Annotated in this window: 14 protein-coding genes; 2 read left to right on the plus strand and 12 right to left on the minus strand. The window is 72.1% G+C overall.

Annotated features, from left to right (window positions below):
• Nucleotides 1-260: 260 nt before the first annotated feature.
• Nucleotides 261-983, minus strand: coding sequence for a Fic family protein (locus AB3X52_RS01920; protein WP_367991009.1), 723 nt, complete (start codon nt 981-983; stop codon nt 261-263).
• A gap of 36 nt (nt 984-1,019) precedes the next feature.
• On the opposite strand from AB3X52_RS01920, the gene AB3X52_RS01925 reads away from it, so the two are divergent.
• The gene (locus AB3X52_RS01925) at nt 1,020-1,961 is read left to right on the plus strand and encodes a class I SAM-dependent methyltransferase (RefSeq protein WP_367991010.1); all 942 of its coding nucleotides are present in this window, start codon (nt 1,020-1,022) and stop codon (nt 1,959-1,961) included.
• A gap of 58 nt (nt 1,962-2,019) precedes the next feature.
• On the opposite strand, the gene AB3X52_RS01930 is transcribed toward AB3X52_RS01925, so the two are convergent.
• The 10 genes from AB3X52_RS01930 to AB3X52_RS01975 all read right to left on the minus strand — a co-directional run bounded on the left by AB3X52_RS01930 (nt 2,020) and on the right by AB3X52_RS01975 (nt 16,964).
• Entirely contained in the window at nt 2,020-2,808 is a 789-nt protein-coding gene (locus tag AB3X52_RS01930; protein WP_367991011.1) for an SDR family oxidoreductase, read from the minus strand.
• Between the two features lie 69 nt (nt 2,809-2,877).
• On the minus strand, nt 2,878-3,345 hold the full coding sequence (locus AB3X52_RS01935) for a DUF1360 domain-containing protein (protein WP_367991012.1): 468 nt from the start codon (nt 3,343-3,345) through the stop codon (nt 2,878-2,880).
• Between the two features lie 67 nt (nt 3,346-3,412).
• On the minus strand, nt 3,413-4,213 hold the full coding sequence (locus AB3X52_RS01940) for a sirohydrochlorin chelatase (protein ID WP_367991013.1): 801 nt from the start codon (nt 4,211-4,213) through the stop codon (nt 3,413-3,415).
• Nucleotides 4,210-5,337, minus strand: a complete 1,128-nt coding sequence (locus tag AB3X52_RS01945; protein ID WP_367991014.1) for a uroporphyrinogen-III synthase — start codon at nt 5,335-5,337, stop codon at nt 4,210-4,212. The genes AB3X52_RS01940 and AB3X52_RS01945 overlap by 4 nt, the downstream gene beginning before the upstream one ends.
• Nucleotides 5,334-5,795, minus strand: a complete 462-nt coding sequence (nirD, locus tag AB3X52_RS01950; protein ID WP_367991015.1) for a nitrite reductase small subunit NirD — start codon at nt 5,793-5,795, stop codon at nt 5,334-5,336. The genes AB3X52_RS01945 and nirD overlap by 4 nt, the downstream gene beginning before the upstream one ends.
• Nucleotides 5,792-8,368 (minus strand): nitrite reductase large subunit NirB, encoded by a 2,577-nt coding sequence (nirB, locus tag AB3X52_RS01955; protein ID WP_367991016.1) that lies wholly within the window; start codon nt 8,366-8,368, stop codon nt 5,792-5,794. Before nirB ends, nirD begins: the two co-directional genes overlap by 4 nt.
• 124 nt (nt 8,369-8,492) lie before the next feature.
• Nucleotides 8,493-9,917, minus strand: a complete 1,425-nt coding sequence (locus AB3X52_RS01960; protein ID WP_367991017.1) for an FAD-dependent oxidoreductase — start codon at nt 9,915-9,917, stop codon at nt 8,493-8,495.
• Nucleotides 9,914-12,088: a molybdopterin oxidoreductase family protein gene (locus tag AB3X52_RS01965; RefSeq protein WP_367991018.1), complete on the minus strand. Its 2,175-nt coding sequence runs from the start codon at nt 12,086-12,088 to the stop codon at nt 9,914-9,916. Before AB3X52_RS01965 ends, AB3X52_RS01960 begins: the two co-directional genes overlap by 4 nt.
• 38 nt (nt 12,089-12,126) lie before the next feature.
• The gene (locus AB3X52_RS01970; RefSeq protein ID WP_367991019.1) at nt 12,127-13,599 is read right to left on the minus strand and encodes an MFS transporter; all 1,473 of its coding nucleotides are present in this window, start codon (nt 13,597-13,599) and stop codon (nt 12,127-12,129) included.
• Between the two features lie 164 nt (nt 13,600-13,763).
• The gene (locus AB3X52_RS01975) at nt 13,764-16,964 is read right to left on the minus strand and encodes a type I restriction endonuclease subunit R (RefSeq protein WP_367991020.1); all 3,201 of its coding nucleotides are present in this window, start codon (nt 16,962-16,964) and stop codon (nt 13,764-13,766) included.
• A 238-nt stretch (nt 16,965-17,202) separates the two neighbouring features.
• Between AB3X52_RS01975 and AB3X52_RS01980 the strand changes: the two genes are divergently transcribed.
• A complete protein-coding gene (locus tag AB3X52_RS01980) occupies nt 17,203-18,168 on the plus strand; it encodes a DUF8829 domain-containing protein (protein ID WP_367991021.1) in 966 nt (321 codons plus the stop codon).
• A 14-nt stretch (nt 18,169-18,182) separates the two neighbouring features.
• Here AB3X52_RS01980 and AB3X52_RS01985 read toward each other — a convergent pair.
• Nucleotides 18,183-19,052 (minus strand): HNH endonuclease signature motif containing protein (locus tag AB3X52_RS01985; protein WP_367991022.1); only part of this gene is annotated, 870 nt, incomplete at its 5' end.

The raw sequence follows: 19,052 nt of genomic DNA on the forward strand, positions 1-19,052 counted from the left end.
CAAACGGACTCAGAACAACTAGATGACGAACACGTGAGCGGGGCACCCACGCGGCGATCCACCCATCCGATGGGGTGCTGACCGAACGGGGAGAAATCCCGCGGCAGCGATTCGACCTTGCACGCCTGGTAACTCCACTTCACGTGTCCCGCGGTGGCACCCGGAATCCGATCGAGGACCGGGTGCCACCTGCACGTCCGGGGACCTCTCCTCCCCGAGCCGCCCGAGCGGACCGGTGACCTAGGCCCCTCAGCGCCCCCTCAGGACGAGCGCAGCGGCGACGCCTCGGCGCCGGCGGCGTACGCCTCGGCGGCGTAGAGCAGCCACGAGTGCAGGCCGGCACGGCCTCCGTCGCGGTAGCCGCGCAGGTTGGACTCGTACTCCGGCCGTAGCGCCAGGTGACCGGCCTCCGGGACGACGAGGGACTTCTCGTCGACGCCGCGCGCGACGAGCACGAGCCGTTCGGCCGCACGCGCGACCAGGCCGTTGTGGGACGCGAACGGCGCCACCGTCGCCAGGTCGGCGTGCACGAGCGCGGCGACGACCAAGGCCGGCGCGGTGGTGCGGCTCCCGAGCAGTTCCGCGAGCCCGCGCAGGCGCGCCGCCTGCTCGCCGCCGCGCGGGCGGCCCAGCTCCTCGTCCTCGACGGAGTCCTTGGCCGCGAGCGCGTGGAGACGGGCGAACGCCTGGAGCGGCGACTGCTTCAGAACCGGGACGAGGGAGAGCAGCTCCGTCGACAGGCGTACGGCGTCGCGCGCGATCGCGTCACCACCGGACTCGCGCACGTCGTCGAGCGTCGCGGCGGACCCTTCGAGCACCGCCGACGCGTGGGCCCCGCGCAGCAGCGACTCCGCGGTCGTCTCGGGCGAGGTGCGGCGCAGGCCGCGGTCGCGGAGCATGACGTCGATGCCATCGCGGGTCGCGGCGAACGCGGACGCCACCCCTTCGAGCGACACCAACCAGGCCAGAGGATCGTCGGTCACGAAACGAACCCTATGTAACGGGTAGCCTCAGCCATGATGACCACCCAGCCGGACCGGCCCCAGGACAGGCCGCAGCAGGACCCGGGCCGCTCCTTCGGCAGCGTCGCCGGGTCCTACGAGCGCGGCCGCCCGACCTACCCGCGTGAGGCGGTCGAGTGGCTCGTCGGCACCGAGCCCGTCTCCGTGCTCGAGCTCGGCGCCGGCACGGGCAAGCTCACCGAGCTGCTGGTCGGGCTGGGGCACGACGTCTTCGCGACCGACCCCGACGAGGCGATGCTCGACGTGCTGTCGGCCAAGCTGCCCGACGTCCGGGCGACCGTCGGGACCGCCGAGCAGATCCCCTCCGGCGACGGCCTGTACGACGTCGTCGTGGCCGGCCAGGCGTTCCACTGGTTCGACCTCGACCGGGCGCTGCCCGAGATCGTGCGCGTGCTGCGCCCCGGCGGCCGGCTCGCCCTGGTGTGGAACAGCCGCGACGAGCGCATCCCCTGGGTGCGCAGGCTCGGCGCGCTCCTCGGTCGGCAGGACCAGGAGACGGATCCGACCAGGCCGATCGACGACTCGGCGCTCTTCAGCGCCGTCGACACCACGATCTTCCGCCACTGGCAGACCGTCGACCGCGACTCCGTCCAGGATCTCGTCCTCTCCCGCTCCAACATCGCGGTCCTCCCCGAGGCGGAGCGCGAGGCGAAGCGGGCCGAGGTGCTCGCGTTCTACGACGACTACGGCCGCGGCATGGACGGGATGCAACTGCCCTACAACTGCCGCTGCTTCCGTACGGCCGTGCTGCCGCACGTGCAGACCAAGCGCACCGTCGAGATCGCGGAGCCCGCGGAGCCGGCGCCGGGCCTCTCCTCAGGGCTCCACGTGCCGCGTCGCCCCACCGACACCGCCGACCGGCTCCCCCGGGTCGTCACCGACGCCACGTCGGGTGACGACGGCAGCGACACCGGAATGATCCTCATCGACTTCCGCTGAGCCGAGCCGGTGAGCCGGTGAGCCGAGCCGGTGAGCCTGCGAGGGAGGCCGGGCGCGCTCAGACCTCCCGCCAGGACGCGCTCTCCTGGTCGTGACCGTGCGCGGCCATGAGGGTCAGCCCGCCGTCGACGGTGTAGGAGGACCCGGTGACGTAGGCCGCGCGCGGCGACGCGAGGAACGCGATCACCGAAGCGACCTCGGCGACGTGACCGGGGCGACCGAGCGGGTTGCCGGGCCGCTCCTGGTGGTAGGCGTCGGCCTCGTCCATCCCGGTCATCTGTGTCGCGATCTCCCCCGGCGCCACGCTGTTGACCGTGATCTGGTGCTCGCCGAGCTCGAGCGCCATCACCTGCGTCAGCATGCCCAACCCCGCCTTGGCAGCGCAGTAGGCGGCCGACCCGACGCGCGGCACGTGCTCGTGCACGCTCGTCACGTTGATGATGCGACCGCCCGTGCCGGCGTCGACCATCCGCTGCGCCGCCCGCTGGGCGACCAGGAACGGGCCGTCGAGATCGGTCGCCATGACCTCGCGCCAACGGTCGTAGGAGAGATCGAGCGCGAGGTCGCTGTGGCCGGTGCCCGCGACGTTGACCAGCACGCCGAGGCCGCCGAGCTGCTCGACCAGCCGGTCGACCACGTCGCCCGCCGTGGCGGTCGCGGCGTCGAAGGGCTCCACGAAGGCGCGCTGACCGCGCGCCTCGACCGCCTCGACGGTGCCGCGCGCAGCCTCCACGTCGTGGTGACAGGTCAGCCCGACGTCGTACCCCTCGACGGCGAGGAGCTCCGCCGTCGCGGCTCCGATGCCCGAGTCGCTGCCGGTGACGATCGCGAGACGTGGATGGGACATGGGTCCTCCTGGGTCGAGAGAGCGGTTCGGGTGCCGGCGAGACACGCCGCGGGCACGCCCGCTGGCGGGTCAGTCGGTCCGGACGTGCGCATAGGCGTGCTGCAGGAAGTCCGAGCCGCCCACGATCGAGAACACCGCCGCCCAGGTGCGAGCCAGACGTGGTGCGAGGGTGAGCGCGGCGACGTACCCGGTCGCGATCCACGGCGTCACGCAGAACGGGCAGGTGAGCATCTCACCGACCACGTGCCGGACGGGCTCCTCCCGCGGCGACTCCGCCACCTCGGCCGAGCCGATGTTCTCCTCGAAGTGCGTGAACGGCGCGCGCAGCGGGGTCGTCACACCGTCCTTCGAGACCAAGCGGGCGAACTTGTGGGCCGCGACCGCGCCGAGCACGAGGTCGGGGACGGCGTACGCCGCCGGCGGCTCGCGTCCGGTGACGCGGCTCAGCGCTCCCGCTGCCGCCACCGCCGAGCCGAAGACGGACATGACGGTGAGATAGCCGGCGATGCGGTAGTGCGCGTGGGGGCTGTCAGCCATGCCGGGTCGGTACCCGGCCGCCCGTCGGCCTAACGGGTGTCGGCGTCGTCGCCCGACTCCGCCGCTGTCACCTCGAGCCGGCGAGCGACAGCCCGAGGAGGGCACGGGCGCGGGACGCGACCAGCTCGACGACGTCGGGGTGCGGGCCGATCACCTCGGCGACGGCCTCGGCGCCCGCGGACCGGCCGAGCTCGCGGGCCCGGTCGGCGAAGTGACCGGGCGAGAGCAGGTAGGGCGACACCGCGTCGCCGGGACGTACGACGTCGAGCACGCGCGGACCGAGACCGGCGAGCGTGGCGAGGCGTACGGGCGCGCCCCACTGCCCCGACAGCAGGTCGGCCGCGGCCGCGAGGTCCGCGGTGGCGGCGGGATCCCGCGAGCCGGCCGCCACCATCGTGACCGGCTGCCCACGCACCGCGCCGGCGGCGAGCAGCCGCTCGACCTGGGCGGACGCCAGGAGCGGGTCCGGACCGAGGGGCCCACCGAGCTCGACGCGCCCGGGTGCGTCGGCGACGGCGGCAGGCAGGTCGACCCGGAGGTGGTAGCCGGTCGACAGCAGCAGGGGTACGACGAGGGTCGGCCCATCATCGGCGCCCCACGGATCGACACGCAGTGGATCGACACGCGGCGGATCGACACGCGGCGGATCGACACGCGGCGGATCGACGCCCAGGAGACCAGCGGGCGGACCGGCGCGCAGGACGTCACCCAGGAGCGGCGGACAGAGCTCGACGTACGACGCCACGGCGGGCAGCCCGAGCCGGGCGCCCGCGGCGCGGGTGAGCGCCGCGGCCACGATGTTGCCCTCGACCTGCCGCGTGCCGTGCGCGACCGTCACGAGCCGCGGCCCGGACACCGGCGCGCTCACGGTGCGACCGCCAGCCGGTAGCCGCGCTTCACGACGGTCTGCACGGCCTTGGTCCCGAGCGCCGAGCGCAGCCGGGCGACGGCCATCTCGACGGCGTGCTCCGAGCCGGCGGTGCCGGAAGGCAGCATGGCCAGCAGGGCCCGCCGGGACACGACGTTGCCGGGGTTGGCGACGAGCGCCTGCAGGACCGCCGCGGGCGCCGCCGACAGCCTCACCTCGACGCCGTCGAGCAGCACGGTCCCGGTGTCGGGGTCGCCGTGCAGGAGCAGCTGGTGACCACCGACGAGCTCGATCGTCAGACCGGCACGACGCGAGGGCAGCTCGACCTCGAGCTGCTTGACCATCGCGACGAGCCGCGAGCGGTCGGGGAAGATCGTCGGCACGCCCCACATCTCGAAGGCGGCCGCGGTGACCGGACCGACGCAGGCCGCGACCACGTCGGCCTGGAAGGCCGAGACGACGTCATCCCGGCGACCCACCGACGAGGCGGCCTGCATCAGCGCCGCGACGGCCGGTGCCGAGGTGAAGGTGACCGCGTCGAGCTCGCCGTCGGCGACGAGCTCGACCAGCCGGAACATCGGCTCGAGGTCGGCCGCCTGCTCGACCCGGTAGACCGTCACCGTCACGACCTCGGCGCCCTGGCGCCGCAGCGCGTGCGCGACCATCGAGAGCGACTGGCCGTGCTCCTGGACGACGATCCGCTTCCCGGTGAGGTCGCGCCCGCGCAGGTGCTCGAGGACGTCGTCGAACTCCTCCGACGCCGGCGCCCACAGCTCCCGCAGGCCGCGCGCCCGGAGCGCCCCGACGGACTTGGGTCCGCGGGCGAGGATCTCGGCGCGGCCCAGGACCTCGAGGAGAGGGGCGAGCAGGCCCCACGACTCGGCGGCGTCGAACCACGCACGCGTGCCGATCCCGGTGGTCGCGAGGAACATGTCGACCTTGTCCGCCAGCACCGACTCCGTCGCGGCCCGCAACTGCTCGGCGTCGACACGGTTGGGGTCGATCGAGAGCGCCGGCGCCCACTCGACGGTGGCGCCGCGACGCTCCAGCAGGGTGATCTGCTCGTCGGCCTTCCGCGTCGCGGTGACCCCGATGCGGAACCCGGAGAGCGGCAGGTCCGTCACTCGCCCGCCCCTTTGACCGGCTCCGCTCCGGCCGGCTCCGCTCCGGCCAACTCCGCTCCGGCCAACTCCGCTCCGGCCAACTCCGATCCGGCCAGCACAGCCCCGACCAGCACCATGCCGTCCGCGACCTCCACGGCGTACGACGGCACCCGGACCGTCGCGTCGTCGAGGCACTCCCCCGTCGCCAGGGCGAAGGCCTGCTTGTGGATCGGACTGGCCACGAAGTCCACGCTCTCCTCGCCCTCGGGCCCCTTCTGGGTGCGGGTCCCCACGATGCCGCGCGCGAGCACCGATGCCCGCGAGAAAGGATCGTAGTTCCCCAAGGCGTAGACCCGGCCGTCGTAGGTCTTGAAGACCGCGACCGCCTGCCCGTCCACGAGGGCGGTGACGCCCGACTCCGGGTCGATCTCGTCGACGCGGCAGACCGGTGTGAAGGTCGCCGGGCTCGGGTGGTTCATCGGGGTCCTCCCACCGGGATCGAGGCGCCGAGCAGGACCGGCTCCTGGGCCTGCGGCTCGTCGTGGAGTTCAGGGACGATCTGGCCGCGATTGACGCCGAAGCTGATGTTGGGGTCGGGCGTCTCGGGGGCGTTGACGAAGGAGACGAAGCGGCGCAGCTTGTCGGGGTCGTCCAAGGTGGCCTTCCACTCGTCGAAGTAGCCGTCGATGTGGTGTGTCATCGCCGCCTCCAGCTCGCTGCCGAGTCCGAGCACGTCGTCGACGACGACCTCGCGGACGCGGTCGAGGCCGCCGTCGAGCGACTCGATCCAGGTGGAGGTCCGCTGGAGCCGGTCGGCGGTGCGGATGTAGTACATGAGGAACCGGTCGAGATAGCGGACGAGCGTCTCGGTGTCGAGGTCGCCGGCGAGCAGCTGGGCGTGGGCCGGGATGGCGCCGCCGTTGCCGCCGACGTACAGGTTCCACCCCTTCTCGGTGGCGATGACGCCGAAGTCCTTGCCACGCGCCTCCGCGCACTCCCGGGCGCAGCCGGAGACACCGCCCTTGAGCTTGTGCGGGCTCCGCAGCCCGCGGTAGCGCAGCTCGAGGTCGATCGCGAGCCCGACCGAGTCCTGCACGCCGTAGCGGCACCAGGTCGACCCCACGCACGACTTCACCGTGCGCAGCGCCTTGCCGTAGGCATGGCCCGACTCGAAGCCCGCGTCGACCAGGCGCCGCCAGATCTCCGGCAGCTGCTCCATCCGGGCGCCGAAGAGGTCGATCCGCTGACCGCCGGTGATCTTGGTGTAGAGCCCGAAGTCGCGGGCCACCTCGCCGAGCACAATGAGCTTCTCCGGGGTGATCTCGCCGCCGGGCACCCGCGGCACGACCGAGTAGGTGCCGTTCTTCTGCAGGTTGGCGAGGTAGGCGTCGTTGGTGTCCTGGAGCTGGCGGTTGCCTTGCTCGAGCACGTGCTGGTTGAGCTGGCTGGCCAGGATGCTGGCGATCGCCGGCTTGCAGATGTCGCAGCCGCGGCCGGTGCCGTGCGCCTCGATGATCTCGTCGAAGGAGCGGTAGCCGTGGATGAGGACGACGTCGAAGAGCTCCGCCCGCGTAAGCCGGAAGTGCTCGCACAGGCTCTTGTCGACCACCTTGCCCTGGGCGGCGAAGTAGTCCTCGACGATCTTCTTGACCTGCGGCTTGCAGGAGCCGCAGGTGGAGCCGGCCTTGGTCTCGCGGGTCACGTCCGCGGCGGTCTCACAGCCGGCATCGACGGCCGCCTCGATCTGGCCCTTCGTGACGTTGTTGCAGGAGCAGACCTGCGCCTCGGCGGGAAGCGCGACGGCCGCGCCGCCACCGGACCCGGCCGGGAGGATCAGCTCCTCGGGGTTCGCCGGGAGCGGGATGCCCGGGCTGGTCGGCGTGGCGACCATCGGCCGCAGCATGCCGTACGACGACGCGTCACCGACCAGCACGCCACCGAGCAGCCGGGTGCCGTCCTCGCTGATGACCAGCTTCTTGTAGATGCCGGCGACGTCGTCGGCGTAGACGAGCTCGAGCGACCCCTCGGTGGTGCCGTGGGCGTCCCCGAAGCTGGCGACGTCGACGCCGAGGAGCTTGAGCTTGGTCGACATGTCGGCGCCGGTGAAGGCGCCCGCGCCGCCGAGCATCGCGTCGACGACGACCTCGGCCATCGCGTAGCCGGGGGCCACCAGGCCGTACATCCGGCCGCCGGGCGCCGCGCACTCCCCGATCGCCCAGATGTGCTCATCAGAGGATCGGCACTGCTCGTCGACGAGGACGCCGCCGCGCTCGGCGACCTCGAGTCCGGCGGTGCGGGCGAGGCCGTCGCGGGGACGGATGCCAGCGGAGAAGATGACCAGATCGACGTCGAGCGCGAGCCGGTCCTTGAGCGCGAGACCCGTGACCTTCCGGTTCGGGCCGGAGGTGCCGAGGACGGCCTCCGTCATGGCGCCGGTGTGGATGGTCAGCCCGAGGTCGCAGATGTGGCGGTTGAGGGTGCGGCCGCCCGCCTCGTCCACCTGGACCGACATCAGCCGCGGGTTCATCTCGACCACGTGCGTCTCGACGCCCAGCTGGTGGAGCGCGTTGGCGGCCTCGAGACCGAGGAGCCCGCCGCCGATGACGGCCCCGGCCTTCGCCTTCTTCGCGGCCTTCCGGATCGCCTCGAGATCGTCGATGGTGCGGTAGACGAAGGCGCCCGGCAGGTCGTGGCCCGGCACGGGTGGCACGAACGGCGCGGCGCCGGCGGCGAGCACCAGCTCGTCGTACGGCAGCTCCTCCCCGTCGCTCAGCGTCACGACCCGCTGCCGGGGCGAGATCGCCACGACCGCGGTCCCGAGGCGGAGGCTGACCCGCGGGTCGTCGTACCGACCGGCGGGCAGGAAGGACAGCGCCTCCGCGCCGACCTCGAAGAAGGAGGTGAGGGCGACGCGGTCGTACGCCGGTCGCGACTCCTCCCCGATCACGACGATGTCGTGGGTCTCGGTCAGGCCGCGCTCGATCGCGGCCTGGACGAACCGGTGGCCGACCATGCCGTGGCCGACGACGACCAGGGTCTTGCGAGTGTTCATGGGGTGCTCCGTCCTTTCGCGCCCGGTGGACGAATCGACGGTAGAAAGCGCCTGTTCGGGGCCTGTATCGCTCGGGTGACCCGCTCGGTGACGTCTTCCTCACCACCTCACAGGGCTCACCGGCTCACGGCGCACCAGCGGGCACGACGGCTCCCAGCAGAGCCGTGACGGTGCCCGTGCAGCCGCCGCAGCCGGTGGTGGCGCGGGTGGTCTCGCGCACCTCCTCGAGCGAGTTGCACGCCCGGATGCGACCGGCGCTCACCCCGGCACAGGCACAGACCTCGGCCTCGTCGGGCAGGGCGACCTCCGCCGGGCGGGGCGCGACGTCCGGGAGCAGCAACGCTCCCGCCTCGCGTGCGCCGAGCACGGTCCCGCGGTCGAAGTGCTGCGTGATCACCCCGATGCGGGAGAGGTCGCCGACGAGCGTGCCGGCCACGATCCGCCCGTCGCGGACAACGAGGCGGCGGTGCGTCCCCGTGATCGGGTTGGACACCTCCACGACCTCACCGGGCTCGTGCAGGGGATCACCGAGCACGGCCACCTCGAGGTCCGTCGCGCGCAGCCGGGCGACCAGGCGATGGCCGTCGTAGACCGCGTCGTCGCCGACCAGTCGCGCCGCGACGACGCTCGCCTGCTCCCAGGCGGGCGTCACGAAACCGTGCGTGAGACTGTCGTGCTCCACGCAGTCGCCGACGGCGTACACGTGCGGGTCGTCGACGCTCGCCAGGTCATCGCCGACGACGATGCCGCGCCGGACGGTGAGGCCGGCCCGGCGGGCGAGGTTGACGTTCGGCCGTCCGCCGGCGGTGAGCACCACGAGGTCGGTCTCGAGCGTGACGCCGTTGTCGAGGCGGAGCCCCTCGTCGGTGAGGCGTACGGCGCGGGCACCCGTATAGACCTGGGTGCCCAACCGGGCGAGCGAGCGGCGCAGCACGGCGCCGGCCTTCGCGTCGACCTGGCTGCGGAGCAGGTGCTCGCCGCCCTCGACGATCTCGGTCGCCAGTCCCCGGATCGCCAACGCCCGCGCGACCTGCAGCCCGAGCAGGCCGCCACCGACGACGACCGCGCGCCGGGCTGACGGGACGACGTCGAGCAGGCGGGCGCAGTCGTCGAGGCCGCGGAACGCGTGCACGCGCGGATCGAGGGTGCCGTCCATCCGGACCAGCCCCCGGATCGGCGGCAGCGTCGGGATGGCGCCGGTCGCCAGCACGAGCCGGTCGTAGGGCACCTCCGTCCGGTCCGCGAGCTCCACGGCCCGCTGCCCTGCCGGCCGGTCACGGTGCAGGTCCACGACGCGCGTGCCGAGCCGCAGGTCGACGCCGTGCGCGGCATACCACTCCGGCGCGCGCAGGGTCAGCGCGCCCGGCCGGTGCGTGCCCTCGAGGACGGCAGAGAGCAGGACCCGGTTGTACGCCGGATGCCGCTCCTCGCCCAGCACGGTCACCTGCAGGGGCTCGGCGGTCGAGCCGGCCGAGACCCGGGTCACCAGCTCCTCCACCAGCCGCGCCGACGCCATGCCGTGGCCGACCACCACGATCCGCTCGGTCATGCCGTCACCGTCGGGCCGGGCACCGTCGAGTCGGGCACCGTCGAAACGCGCGCGGCACAGACCTTGAACTCCGGCATCCGGGAGGACGGGTCGAGGGCGTCGTTGGTGAGCTTGTTGGCGCCCACCCAGTGGAACGGCACGAAGACCGTGTCCGGCCGGATGGAGGTGACCACCCGCGCGGGGGCGCGCATCACCCCGCGCGGGGTGGTCACGACGAGGAGCTCGCCGTCGGCCGCACCGATGCGGTCGGCGAGCATGGGGTGGACCTCCACGAACGGCCCGTCGTCGGGAAGCTCCTTGATGCGCCGGGTCTGCGCGCCGGACTGGTATTGCGCAAGCACCCGCCCGGTCGTGAGGTGCAGCGGGTACGACGCCGACGGCTCCTCCGCGGGCCCGGTGTGCGCCACGTCGACGAAGCGGGCACGGCCGTCCGGCGTGGGGAACCCGTCGGCGAAGAGGCGCGGGGTCCCCGGGTGCGGCGCGGCCTCGTCGGTCGAAGCGGCCTCGTCGGTCTGGGCGGTCGGGGCGGGATCGATGGCGGGGCACGGCCAGAAGACCCCGTCCTCGGCCCGGATCCGGTCGTAGGTGATGCCGCTGTAGTCCGCTCGCCCGCCCCTGGTGGCCTCGCGGAGCTCGGCGAAGACCTCCTCGGGATCGGTGGGCCAGGTCGAGGGCGCACCGAGACGCTCGGCGAGGCCGGCGATCACCTCGAGGTCGCTGCGGACCCCGTCCGGCGGGGTGACCGCCTGTTGGCGCAGGATCACCCGGCCCTCGAGGTTGGTCATCGTGCCGGTCTCCTCGGCCCACTGGGTGACCGGCAGGACGATGTCGGCGAGCGCCGCGGTCTCGCTCATCACGAGGTCGCAGACGACGAGCAGGTCGAGCGCGCCGAGCCGCTCGGCGACGTGAAGCGCGTTGGGGGCGGAGACGACGATGTTCGAGGCGAAGACGAGGAGGCTCCGGGGGCCGTCGTCCTGGCCGAGCGCGTCGAGCAGTTCATAGGCCGACCGCCCCTTCCCCGGCAGGCTCTCGGGCGGCACGCCCCAGACACCGGCGACGTGCGCGCGGGCCTCGGGGTCGTCGATCATCCGGTAGCCGGGCAGCTGGTCCGCCTTCTGGCCGTGCTCGCGGCCGCCCTGGCCGTTGCCCTGGCCGGTGAGGCAGCCGTAGCCGGCGTACTCCTTGCCGGGCATGCCGAGGGCCAGCGCGACGTTGAGCCAGGCCAGGACGGTGGCGGTGCCCTGGGCGTGCTGCTCGGCGCCACGCGCCGTCAGGACCATCACCCGCTCCGCGCCGGCGAGCATCCCGGCGAGCGCACGGACGGTCCCGGCCTCGACGCCGGTCACCCGCTCGACCCGTTCGGGCCACCACGACGCCACCCGGCGGCGTACGTCGTCGAAGCCGGTCGTCCGGGCCGCGACGTAGTCCTCGTCGACGGCGCCGGCCGCGTCGAGCAGGTGCAGGACCCCCAGCGCGAGGGCGAGGTCGGTCCCGGGGACGGGCTGGATCGCGAGGTCGGCACGCTCCGCGGTCGGCGTCACGCGGGGGTCGATGACGACGACCCGCCCGCCGCGCTCGCGGAGCCGGTCGAGGTGGCGCGCCGCCGGCGGCATCGTCTCGGCGAGGTTGGAGCCGACGAGGACGAGGACGTCGGTCCGCTCGACGTCTGCGAGCGGGAATGGCAGGCCACGGTCGATGCCGAGGGCCTGGTTGGCCGCGCTCGCCGCCGAGCTCATGCACCACCGGCCGTTGTAGTCGATCTGGCTGGTCCCGAGCGCGACCCGGGCGAGCTTGCCGAGCTGGTAGGCCTTCTCGTTCGTGAGCCCGCCTCCGCCGAAGACGGCGTTGGCGTCCGCGCCGTACGCCTCCCGCAGCGTCCGCAGCCGGCCCGCGACCAGGTCGAGGGCCTCGTCCCAGCTCACCGCCCGCAGCTCCCCGCTCGCCCGATCACGCACGAGCGGTGTCGTCAGCCGCTCCCGCGATCCGCGCAGGCCGGCAGCCGTCCAGCCCTTGCGGCAGAGCCCACCGCTCGCGGCGGCCCCGTCGGCCCCGTCGGCCCCGGAGGCATGGACATTGCGTTGCGGACGCTCCGCGACCTCCAGGCGGGGACCCGTCCGCTGGAGGGTCATCCCGCACTGGAGGCTGCAGTAGGGGCAGTGTGTGGCGGTCATGCCGAGAGGTCACTCATTCCCATCGAGAGGTCGGTCGTTCAGATCCGGACGTCGGCGAGCTCGTGCGCCCGGACGGCGCGCTTGCGCAGGTAGAACGCCCAGCAGACGACCGCACAGACCGCGTAGTAGACGACGAAGCCGACGAGCGCACCCTTGGTCGCGGCCAGCGGGTTGTGGACCCACGGCGAGCTGAACGTCACCGGGATGAGGAAGCCGCCGAGCGCGCCCATCGCGCCGACGATGCCGAGCGCCGCGGACGACTGCTTGGTCGCGGTGGCGACCGCCTGCTCCCGCTCCACGGTGCCGGGCGTGGTGGCCCTCTCGGCGTCCCTGCGCCAGATCGCCGGGATCATCTTGTACGCCGCCCCGTTGCCCACCCCCGTGGCCGCGAAGATCAGCAGGAAGAAGGCCAGGAACCAGGGGAACCACGACGTGTTGGCCGTCGCGATCGCCGGGTCGGCCGTCGGGTTCGCGGTGAGCTGCCCGAGGGTCCAGACGACGGCGAGGGTGAAGACGATGATCCCGATGATCGAGTAGAGCGTGACCTTCGCGCCGCCGTACTTGTCGGCCAACCAGCCGCCGAGCGGCCGCGCCAGGGAGCCGACCCCGGCGCCGAGGAAGGCGAAGTAGGCGAAGTAGATCCCGGTGCCGAGCGGCGCCGGCGCGGCGACCCAGAAGTTGAGCTTGATCAGCAGGGGCATCGCCGAGCTGTAGCCCATGAACGACCCGAACGTCCCGATGTAGATGATCGACATCAGCCAGGTGTGCTTGTTGCGCATGACCGAGAGCTGCTCGCGCGGGCTCGACTTCGCGACCGCCAGATTGTCCATCCACCGGGAGGCGGCGAGGACGGCGATCAGGCAGAGCGCGCCGTAGACGTACGCCGCCCGCTCCAGGTGGATCCCGCTGCCCGACGCCTTCACCAGGCCGAAGATCCCGGCACCGCCGACGATCACCGGCAGCAGGAACTGGATGACCGCCACGCCCAGGTTGCCGCCCGCGGCGTTGAGCCCGAGGGCCGTGCCCTTCTTCGCGGCGGGGAAGAAGAAGTTGATGTTGGTCATCGAGGAGGCGAAGTTGCCGCCGCCCACGCCCGAGAAGGCGGCGATGACGCAGAAGACCCAGTACGGCGTCGAGGCGTGGGTCACCGCGACGGCGTACCCCACCGTCGGGACGAGCAGCGCGAGGGCCGAGAAGATCGTCCAGTTGCGGCCGCCGAACCTCGGCACCGCGAAGGTGTAGGGAAGCCGCAGCAGCGCACCGACGAGGCTGGGGATCGCGACCAGGAAGAAGAGCTGCTGTGGCGTGAAGTCGAAGCCGACCGAGGCGAGGAAGGCCGAGCTCACGCTCCAGATCAGCCACACGGAGAAGCCGAGGTGCTCGGCGAAGATCGACCAGAGCAGATTCCGGCGAGCGATCCTCGCGCCGGTGGACTCCCAGAACTCGGCGTCCTCGGGGCGCCAGTCCTCGATCCAGCGGCGGGTCCTTCGGCTGAGGGGGCGAGTGGTCATGCCGACGATGCTCGGCAGCGGCTGTCACGCCGCCGCTCCGTCAGCGTTCGGGTTCGGTCACATTCCCCTCACGGTCTCACTGCGCGAGCGGCTCGCCCCACGGGCGGCAGCGCGGGCGGACGGGCTGGGCCGACGCCTCGGGACGGGTTGGCGAGCCGGTGGGTTCACGCGACGTACCGCGGCGCCATCGACTCCATCTGCTCGATGACGAGCCGGATCGCCTCCGGCTGCTTGTCGGGCGGGTACTTGTACTTCACCAGCAGCCGCTTGATCGACGACCGCAGTTTCGCGCGTACGTCGTCGCGGACCGTCCAGTCGGTCTTGATGTCGCGACGCATGATGGCGACAAGGTCACGCGCGATCTTGGCGAGCACCTCGTCACCCTGCAGCTCCACCGCCGACTCGTTGCTCGAGACGGCGTCGTAGAACGCCAGCTCGTCGGAGGACAGCGGCGGGTCGAAACGGCGCCCGCGGTTGCCCTCGTCGGCGACCTCCTGGGCAAGCTCGATGAGCTCGGCGATGACCTCAGCCGAGGTGAGCTGCTGGTTGATGTACTTGTTCATCAGCTCCTTGATCCGTTCGGAGAACGCCCGTTCCCGGATCAGGTTGTGCCGCGTCGCCTTCGTGGACTCCTCGGTGAGCAGGTCGCGCAGGGCCTCGATCGCCAGATGAGGGTTCTCGGCACGCTGTGCCCTCGCCAGGTAGTCGGGGCCGAGGTCGTCGAGCGAGGGCTTGGGGAGACCAGCCGCGTCGTAGATGTCGACGATCTCACCGGTGGCGGTCGACTCCGCGAGCAGCGCGGAGAGCATCCGTTGGATCTCCTCGGGAACTGGACGTCCCTCCGACTGCCGCTCCTGGGCGTCGTACTTGCCCATCCAGACGCGGACCTCCTCGTAGAACTTCACCGCAGGGCGAAGGTCGGCGAGGGTCTCGCTGCCGGCGGCGAGCGCCCAGGCCCGGGCGAGCTGGTTGGCGAGCTTGCGGAAGCGGTCGACGAGTCGCTCCTCGCCTTCGCCGACCTGGTTGCCGGGCGTGGAGGGCGAGCGCAGGTAGTTCGTGAGGCCCACGGCGGCCTTGATCCACGCCCGGGTCTGGCCGTCGAGCTGCTTGCGCCAGCGGTAGCCCGCGCAGAGGGCGTCGATCGCCTCGACGAGCGACCGCGCCAGGGCCGCGGCCTCGTCGACGTCGCGCCCGACCGGCTTCTCCGCGCGGTCGGTCGCGGTGTATTCGGCGAGCGCCGCGTTGAGGTTCTCGGCGAGCGGGGCGTACGCGACGAGCAGACCGTTGGGCTTGCCCCGGAAGGTGCGGTTGACCCGGGCGAGGGTCTGCATCAGCAGCGCCCCCTTGAGTGGCCGGTCGAGGTAGAGCGTGTGGAGCGGCGGCGCATCGAACCCGGTCAGCATCATGTCCTTGACGATGACGATCTGCAGCGGGTCGGCGGCGTCCTTGAGACGCTTCTGGATGACCTTGTTCAAAGCGTCCCGCCGGACATGCTTCGCGACCAGGCCCGAGTCGGATGCCGACCCGGAGTAGACGACCTTGATCACGCCCGCGTCGACGGAGTCGGAGTGCCACTCCGGCCGCAGCGCGACGATCTCCTCATAGAGCTGCGCGCAGATCTCGCGCGTCGCCCCCACGATGAAGGCCTTGCCGGGCGACCCCTGCCCGTCCGACGACGCAAGGAACGGCCTCATCGCCTCGGCGCGGGCCCCCCAGTGGTCGAGGATGTCGGCGGCGAGCGCCTCGAGCCGCGCGGGAGCGCCGTACACGGCGTTGATGACGGCGACGGACTTCTCGACCCTCGCCCGCTCGACGTCGTCAAGGCCGAGCGTCACCTCGTCAGCCGCAGCGTCGAGCTCATCGTCGCTCACCTCGCCCGCGAGCCGGACCTGGATGAGCCGCGGCTCGAAGTAGACCGGCACGGTCGCGCCGTCCTCGACCGCCCGGGTGAGGTCATAGGTGTCGATGACCTTGCCGAAGACCTCCTCGGTGTTGCGGTCATCGAAGGAGATCGGCGTCCCGGTGAACGCGATGAACGCCGCGTGCGGAAGCGCGTCGCGGATGTGCCGGGCATAGCCGTCGAGGTCGTCGTAGTGGCTGCGGTGTGCCTCATCGACGACCACGATGATGTTGCGCCGGTCGGTCAGGAGCGGATGGTCGAGCCCGGACTTCTTCTCCTCCTCGGTGAGGCCGAACTTCTGCAGCGTCGTGAAGTAGATCCCGCCGGTCGTCCGTTGCGTGAGCTCCTCCCGTAGCTGCCCGCGGGTGGTCACCTTGACCGGGCTCTCGCTGAGGAGACGGCTCCGGTTGAAGGTCTCGAAGAGCTGGCTGTCGAGCTCCGTGCGGTCGGTGACGACGACGATCGTCGGGTTCTTGAGCTTCGGCTGCTTGGAGACGAGGTGGGCGTAGAGCTCCATCTCCATCGACTTCCCCGAGCCCTGGGTGTGCCAGACCACCCCGGCCTTGCCGTTGCTCTCGACGGCGGCGACCGTCGAGCCGACGGCCTTGGTGACAGCGAAGTACTGGTGCGGCTTGGCGATCCGCTTCGCCAGGCCGCTGTGCTCATACCCGCCGGCGCCCTCGTCGAAGGCGATGAAGTTGCGCTGCAGCTGCAGGAAGCGTTCCGGGTTGCAGACCCCGTCGATGAGGTATTCGAGCTCGATCCCGATCGAGTCATCGTATGGGTCGGTGCCGGGCTTGATCGGCCGGCCGTTGTCGTCGACGTTCCAGGGCGAGTAGTGGTTGTACGGCGTGAAGGCCGTCCCGTAGCGGGCGGTGATCCCGTCGCTGACGATGGTGAGGACGCTGAACCGGAACGCCAGCGGGAACTCGCGCAGGTAGGTCTGCAGCTGGGCGTACGCCGCCGCGAGGTCCGCCTGCTCGGAGCCGGCCTTCTTGAGCTCGACGATGACCACCGGCAGGCCGTTGAGGTAGAGGACCACGTCGAAGCGGCGCTCCACGTCGGCGTTGCGGATGGTCACCTGGTTGACGGCCAGGAAGTCGTTGTCCTCGACGCGGTGGCTGACCAGCCGGATGGTCGGGTTCTGCTCGACGCCGTCGCGGTCGACGTACGAGATCCCGCGATAGCCGTCGACGAGGATCCGGTGGAGCCGGTAGTTCTCGGCGATCGCGTCCTGGGACGTGGGGGCGACGATCTCGGCGAGCGCCTGCTCGAGGTACTCCCCCGGCACGAGCGGGTTGAGCCGCCGCAGGGCCTCGAGCGTCCGCCCGCGGAGCACGACGTCGTCCCAGCCGTCCCGGCCGCTCGGCGTGCCCGGCGCAATCTCGGGCCCGTGTCCGGTCGTCCACTCGTGCTCGTAGAGCTTCTCGAGAGCGATCTGCTCCCACTCGGCCTCGCTGACCATGCGCCACCCCTTACCTCGGTGAAGTGCCCAGGGACACCTTGCCGTGCTGGCGGCTCTCGCGCAGGTCGCGTGCTGATAACGGGTCTTCACAGCCCGTTTCATCATCACCGCCGCCGGCGGTGGTGGCCGCGGCGACAGACGCCGAGAGGGCCGGACGCACACCACCAAGCGCAAGACGTCCGGCCCTCGGGCGCAGGAGCCTACGACACGGCGGGCCGCTCGCACTACGCTGCCTGCGATGCTTGACGCCGTCCGTGACCAGATCGACGATCTCACCGCCCGTGTGCCCCGCGACGAGATCGCGCCGACGCTCGAGTCGGTGGGGCGAGAGCTCCCGCACGGGGCGGAGAGCCGGGCGGAGTATTTCTCCTCGGCCGCGGACTGGTACGTCATGATGGCGGCGTACGACGACGCGCGCCGCTGCCTCGACGAGGCGCGGGCCGACGGCGGCGAGACCACGGTCGACGTGGACGTCCAGCTCGTCGACCTCCTGCTGCGGTCCGACGACCGTGGCGAGCTGGAGTCGACCGTCACCCGACTCCGGCATCGAGCTCGCGAGCTCGACGACCTCGATCGGCAGATGGTGGCCGAGTCATTCGAGGAGGCCGGTCGCCTGGAGGACGCCCACCGTTGGTTCACCGTCGTCCTCCGCGACACCGATCCGGACGACCTGGACGCCTATCACCCGGCCTATCCCGCGTCCCTGGGCCGGCTCCGGGTGCGGAAGGCGCTCGGCCTGCCCACCGACCGGTTCGACGCCGCGGCCGAGCGCGCACGACGATCGGCGCGCCTCGACGCACCCGACGCCGTCGACGATGCCCCTGGCACAGTGCGAGGTGAGCCCGTCCGCCTGGCGGTGCTCTACTGGCCGCCCTCCGAGCTCGAACGGCTCGCCGAGCGCTGGCCCGAGGAGGGCGCCGGCTACGGCACGCCCGAGGAACACCGTGCCTCGATCCGCGAGGCCCTACGCAGCTACGCAGACAAGGGCACGCCGGTGAGCGTCGCCCACGGTGACGTCGATGAGTACGCCGCCTACTGTGCCGCGCGCGACCTCGATCCCGAGGAGTCGGGCAGCCGCGCGGCGTACTCCGCAGAGCTGGCCCGAACCGGCCGCGCTCGCGCCTGGCCGCCGGGACGCAACGAGTCATGCTGGTGCGGCTCCGGCGTGAAGTTCAAGCGCTGCTGCGGTCGGCCAGGGGCCTGACCCTCACTGCCTGTCTAGGTGCGTCGGTGGAATCGGTAGTCGCCGTTGGGCAACCGGGTCAGGTCGTAGGCCGGGTCGTGGGCGCGGCGGTGGTGGTGGCCGCAGAGGAGGACTCCGTCGGCCAGGTCGGTTCGTCCGCCTTTCGACCACGGCTGGAGGTGGTGGGCGTCGGTCCACGCGGCGGGGACGGTGCAGCCCTCGGCGCGGCAGGTCTTGTCCCGCAGCCGCAGTGCCTTGCGCTGAGCGGGGCTGAACAGCCGGCGTGCCCGGCCCAGGTCCAGGGGCTCCGACTTCGCGCCGAGGACCGCGGGCAGGATCTTGGCGGTGCACGCCAGCCGGCGGGCCTCGGCCGCGGTGATCGGCACCCCGCCGCCCAGCTCCGCGGCCGCGAGCCGGGCCTGGAGCTTGTCGTGGTCGATGGTCACGATCAGCGTGGTGGCGTCCCCGCCGTGGGCGGGCACCCGGCCGGGGTCGATGCTCTCCAGCAGTTGGGCGAACGCCTCGGCCAGCACCCGCGGCCGAGGCAGCCGGCCCCCGTCGGCCTCCAGGGCGGCGAGGCGGGGTTGGGCGTAGGCCTCGACCAGCACCCGGAGCCGTTCGCCGACCGCCTCGGGCACCAGCCCCACGATCCGGGTCAGGCCGTCCCCGGCCGGGGTGATCGACAGACAGCTCTTCCGCCGCGCTTGTTCCTCCAGCCGGGCCAGCGCCCGCGCGTCCGCGTCCTCGGCGGCCTGCGGGGCGACCACCTCGAGCAGGTGTGCCGCCAGCCGCCGCAACTCGGCCGGAGTGTGGGTGGCGGCCAGGTGAACCAGGTGCGCCTCCGCGCGCGCCAGCGTCTCGGCATCCACCTCCGGGTCGGGCGCGAGGTGGTCGAGCGCGGCGGT

This window comes from Nocardioides eburneus, assembly GCF_040838215.1.
GTDB lineage: Bacteria > Actinomycetota > Actinomycetes > Propionibacteriales > Nocardioidaceae > Nocardioides > Nocardioides eburneus.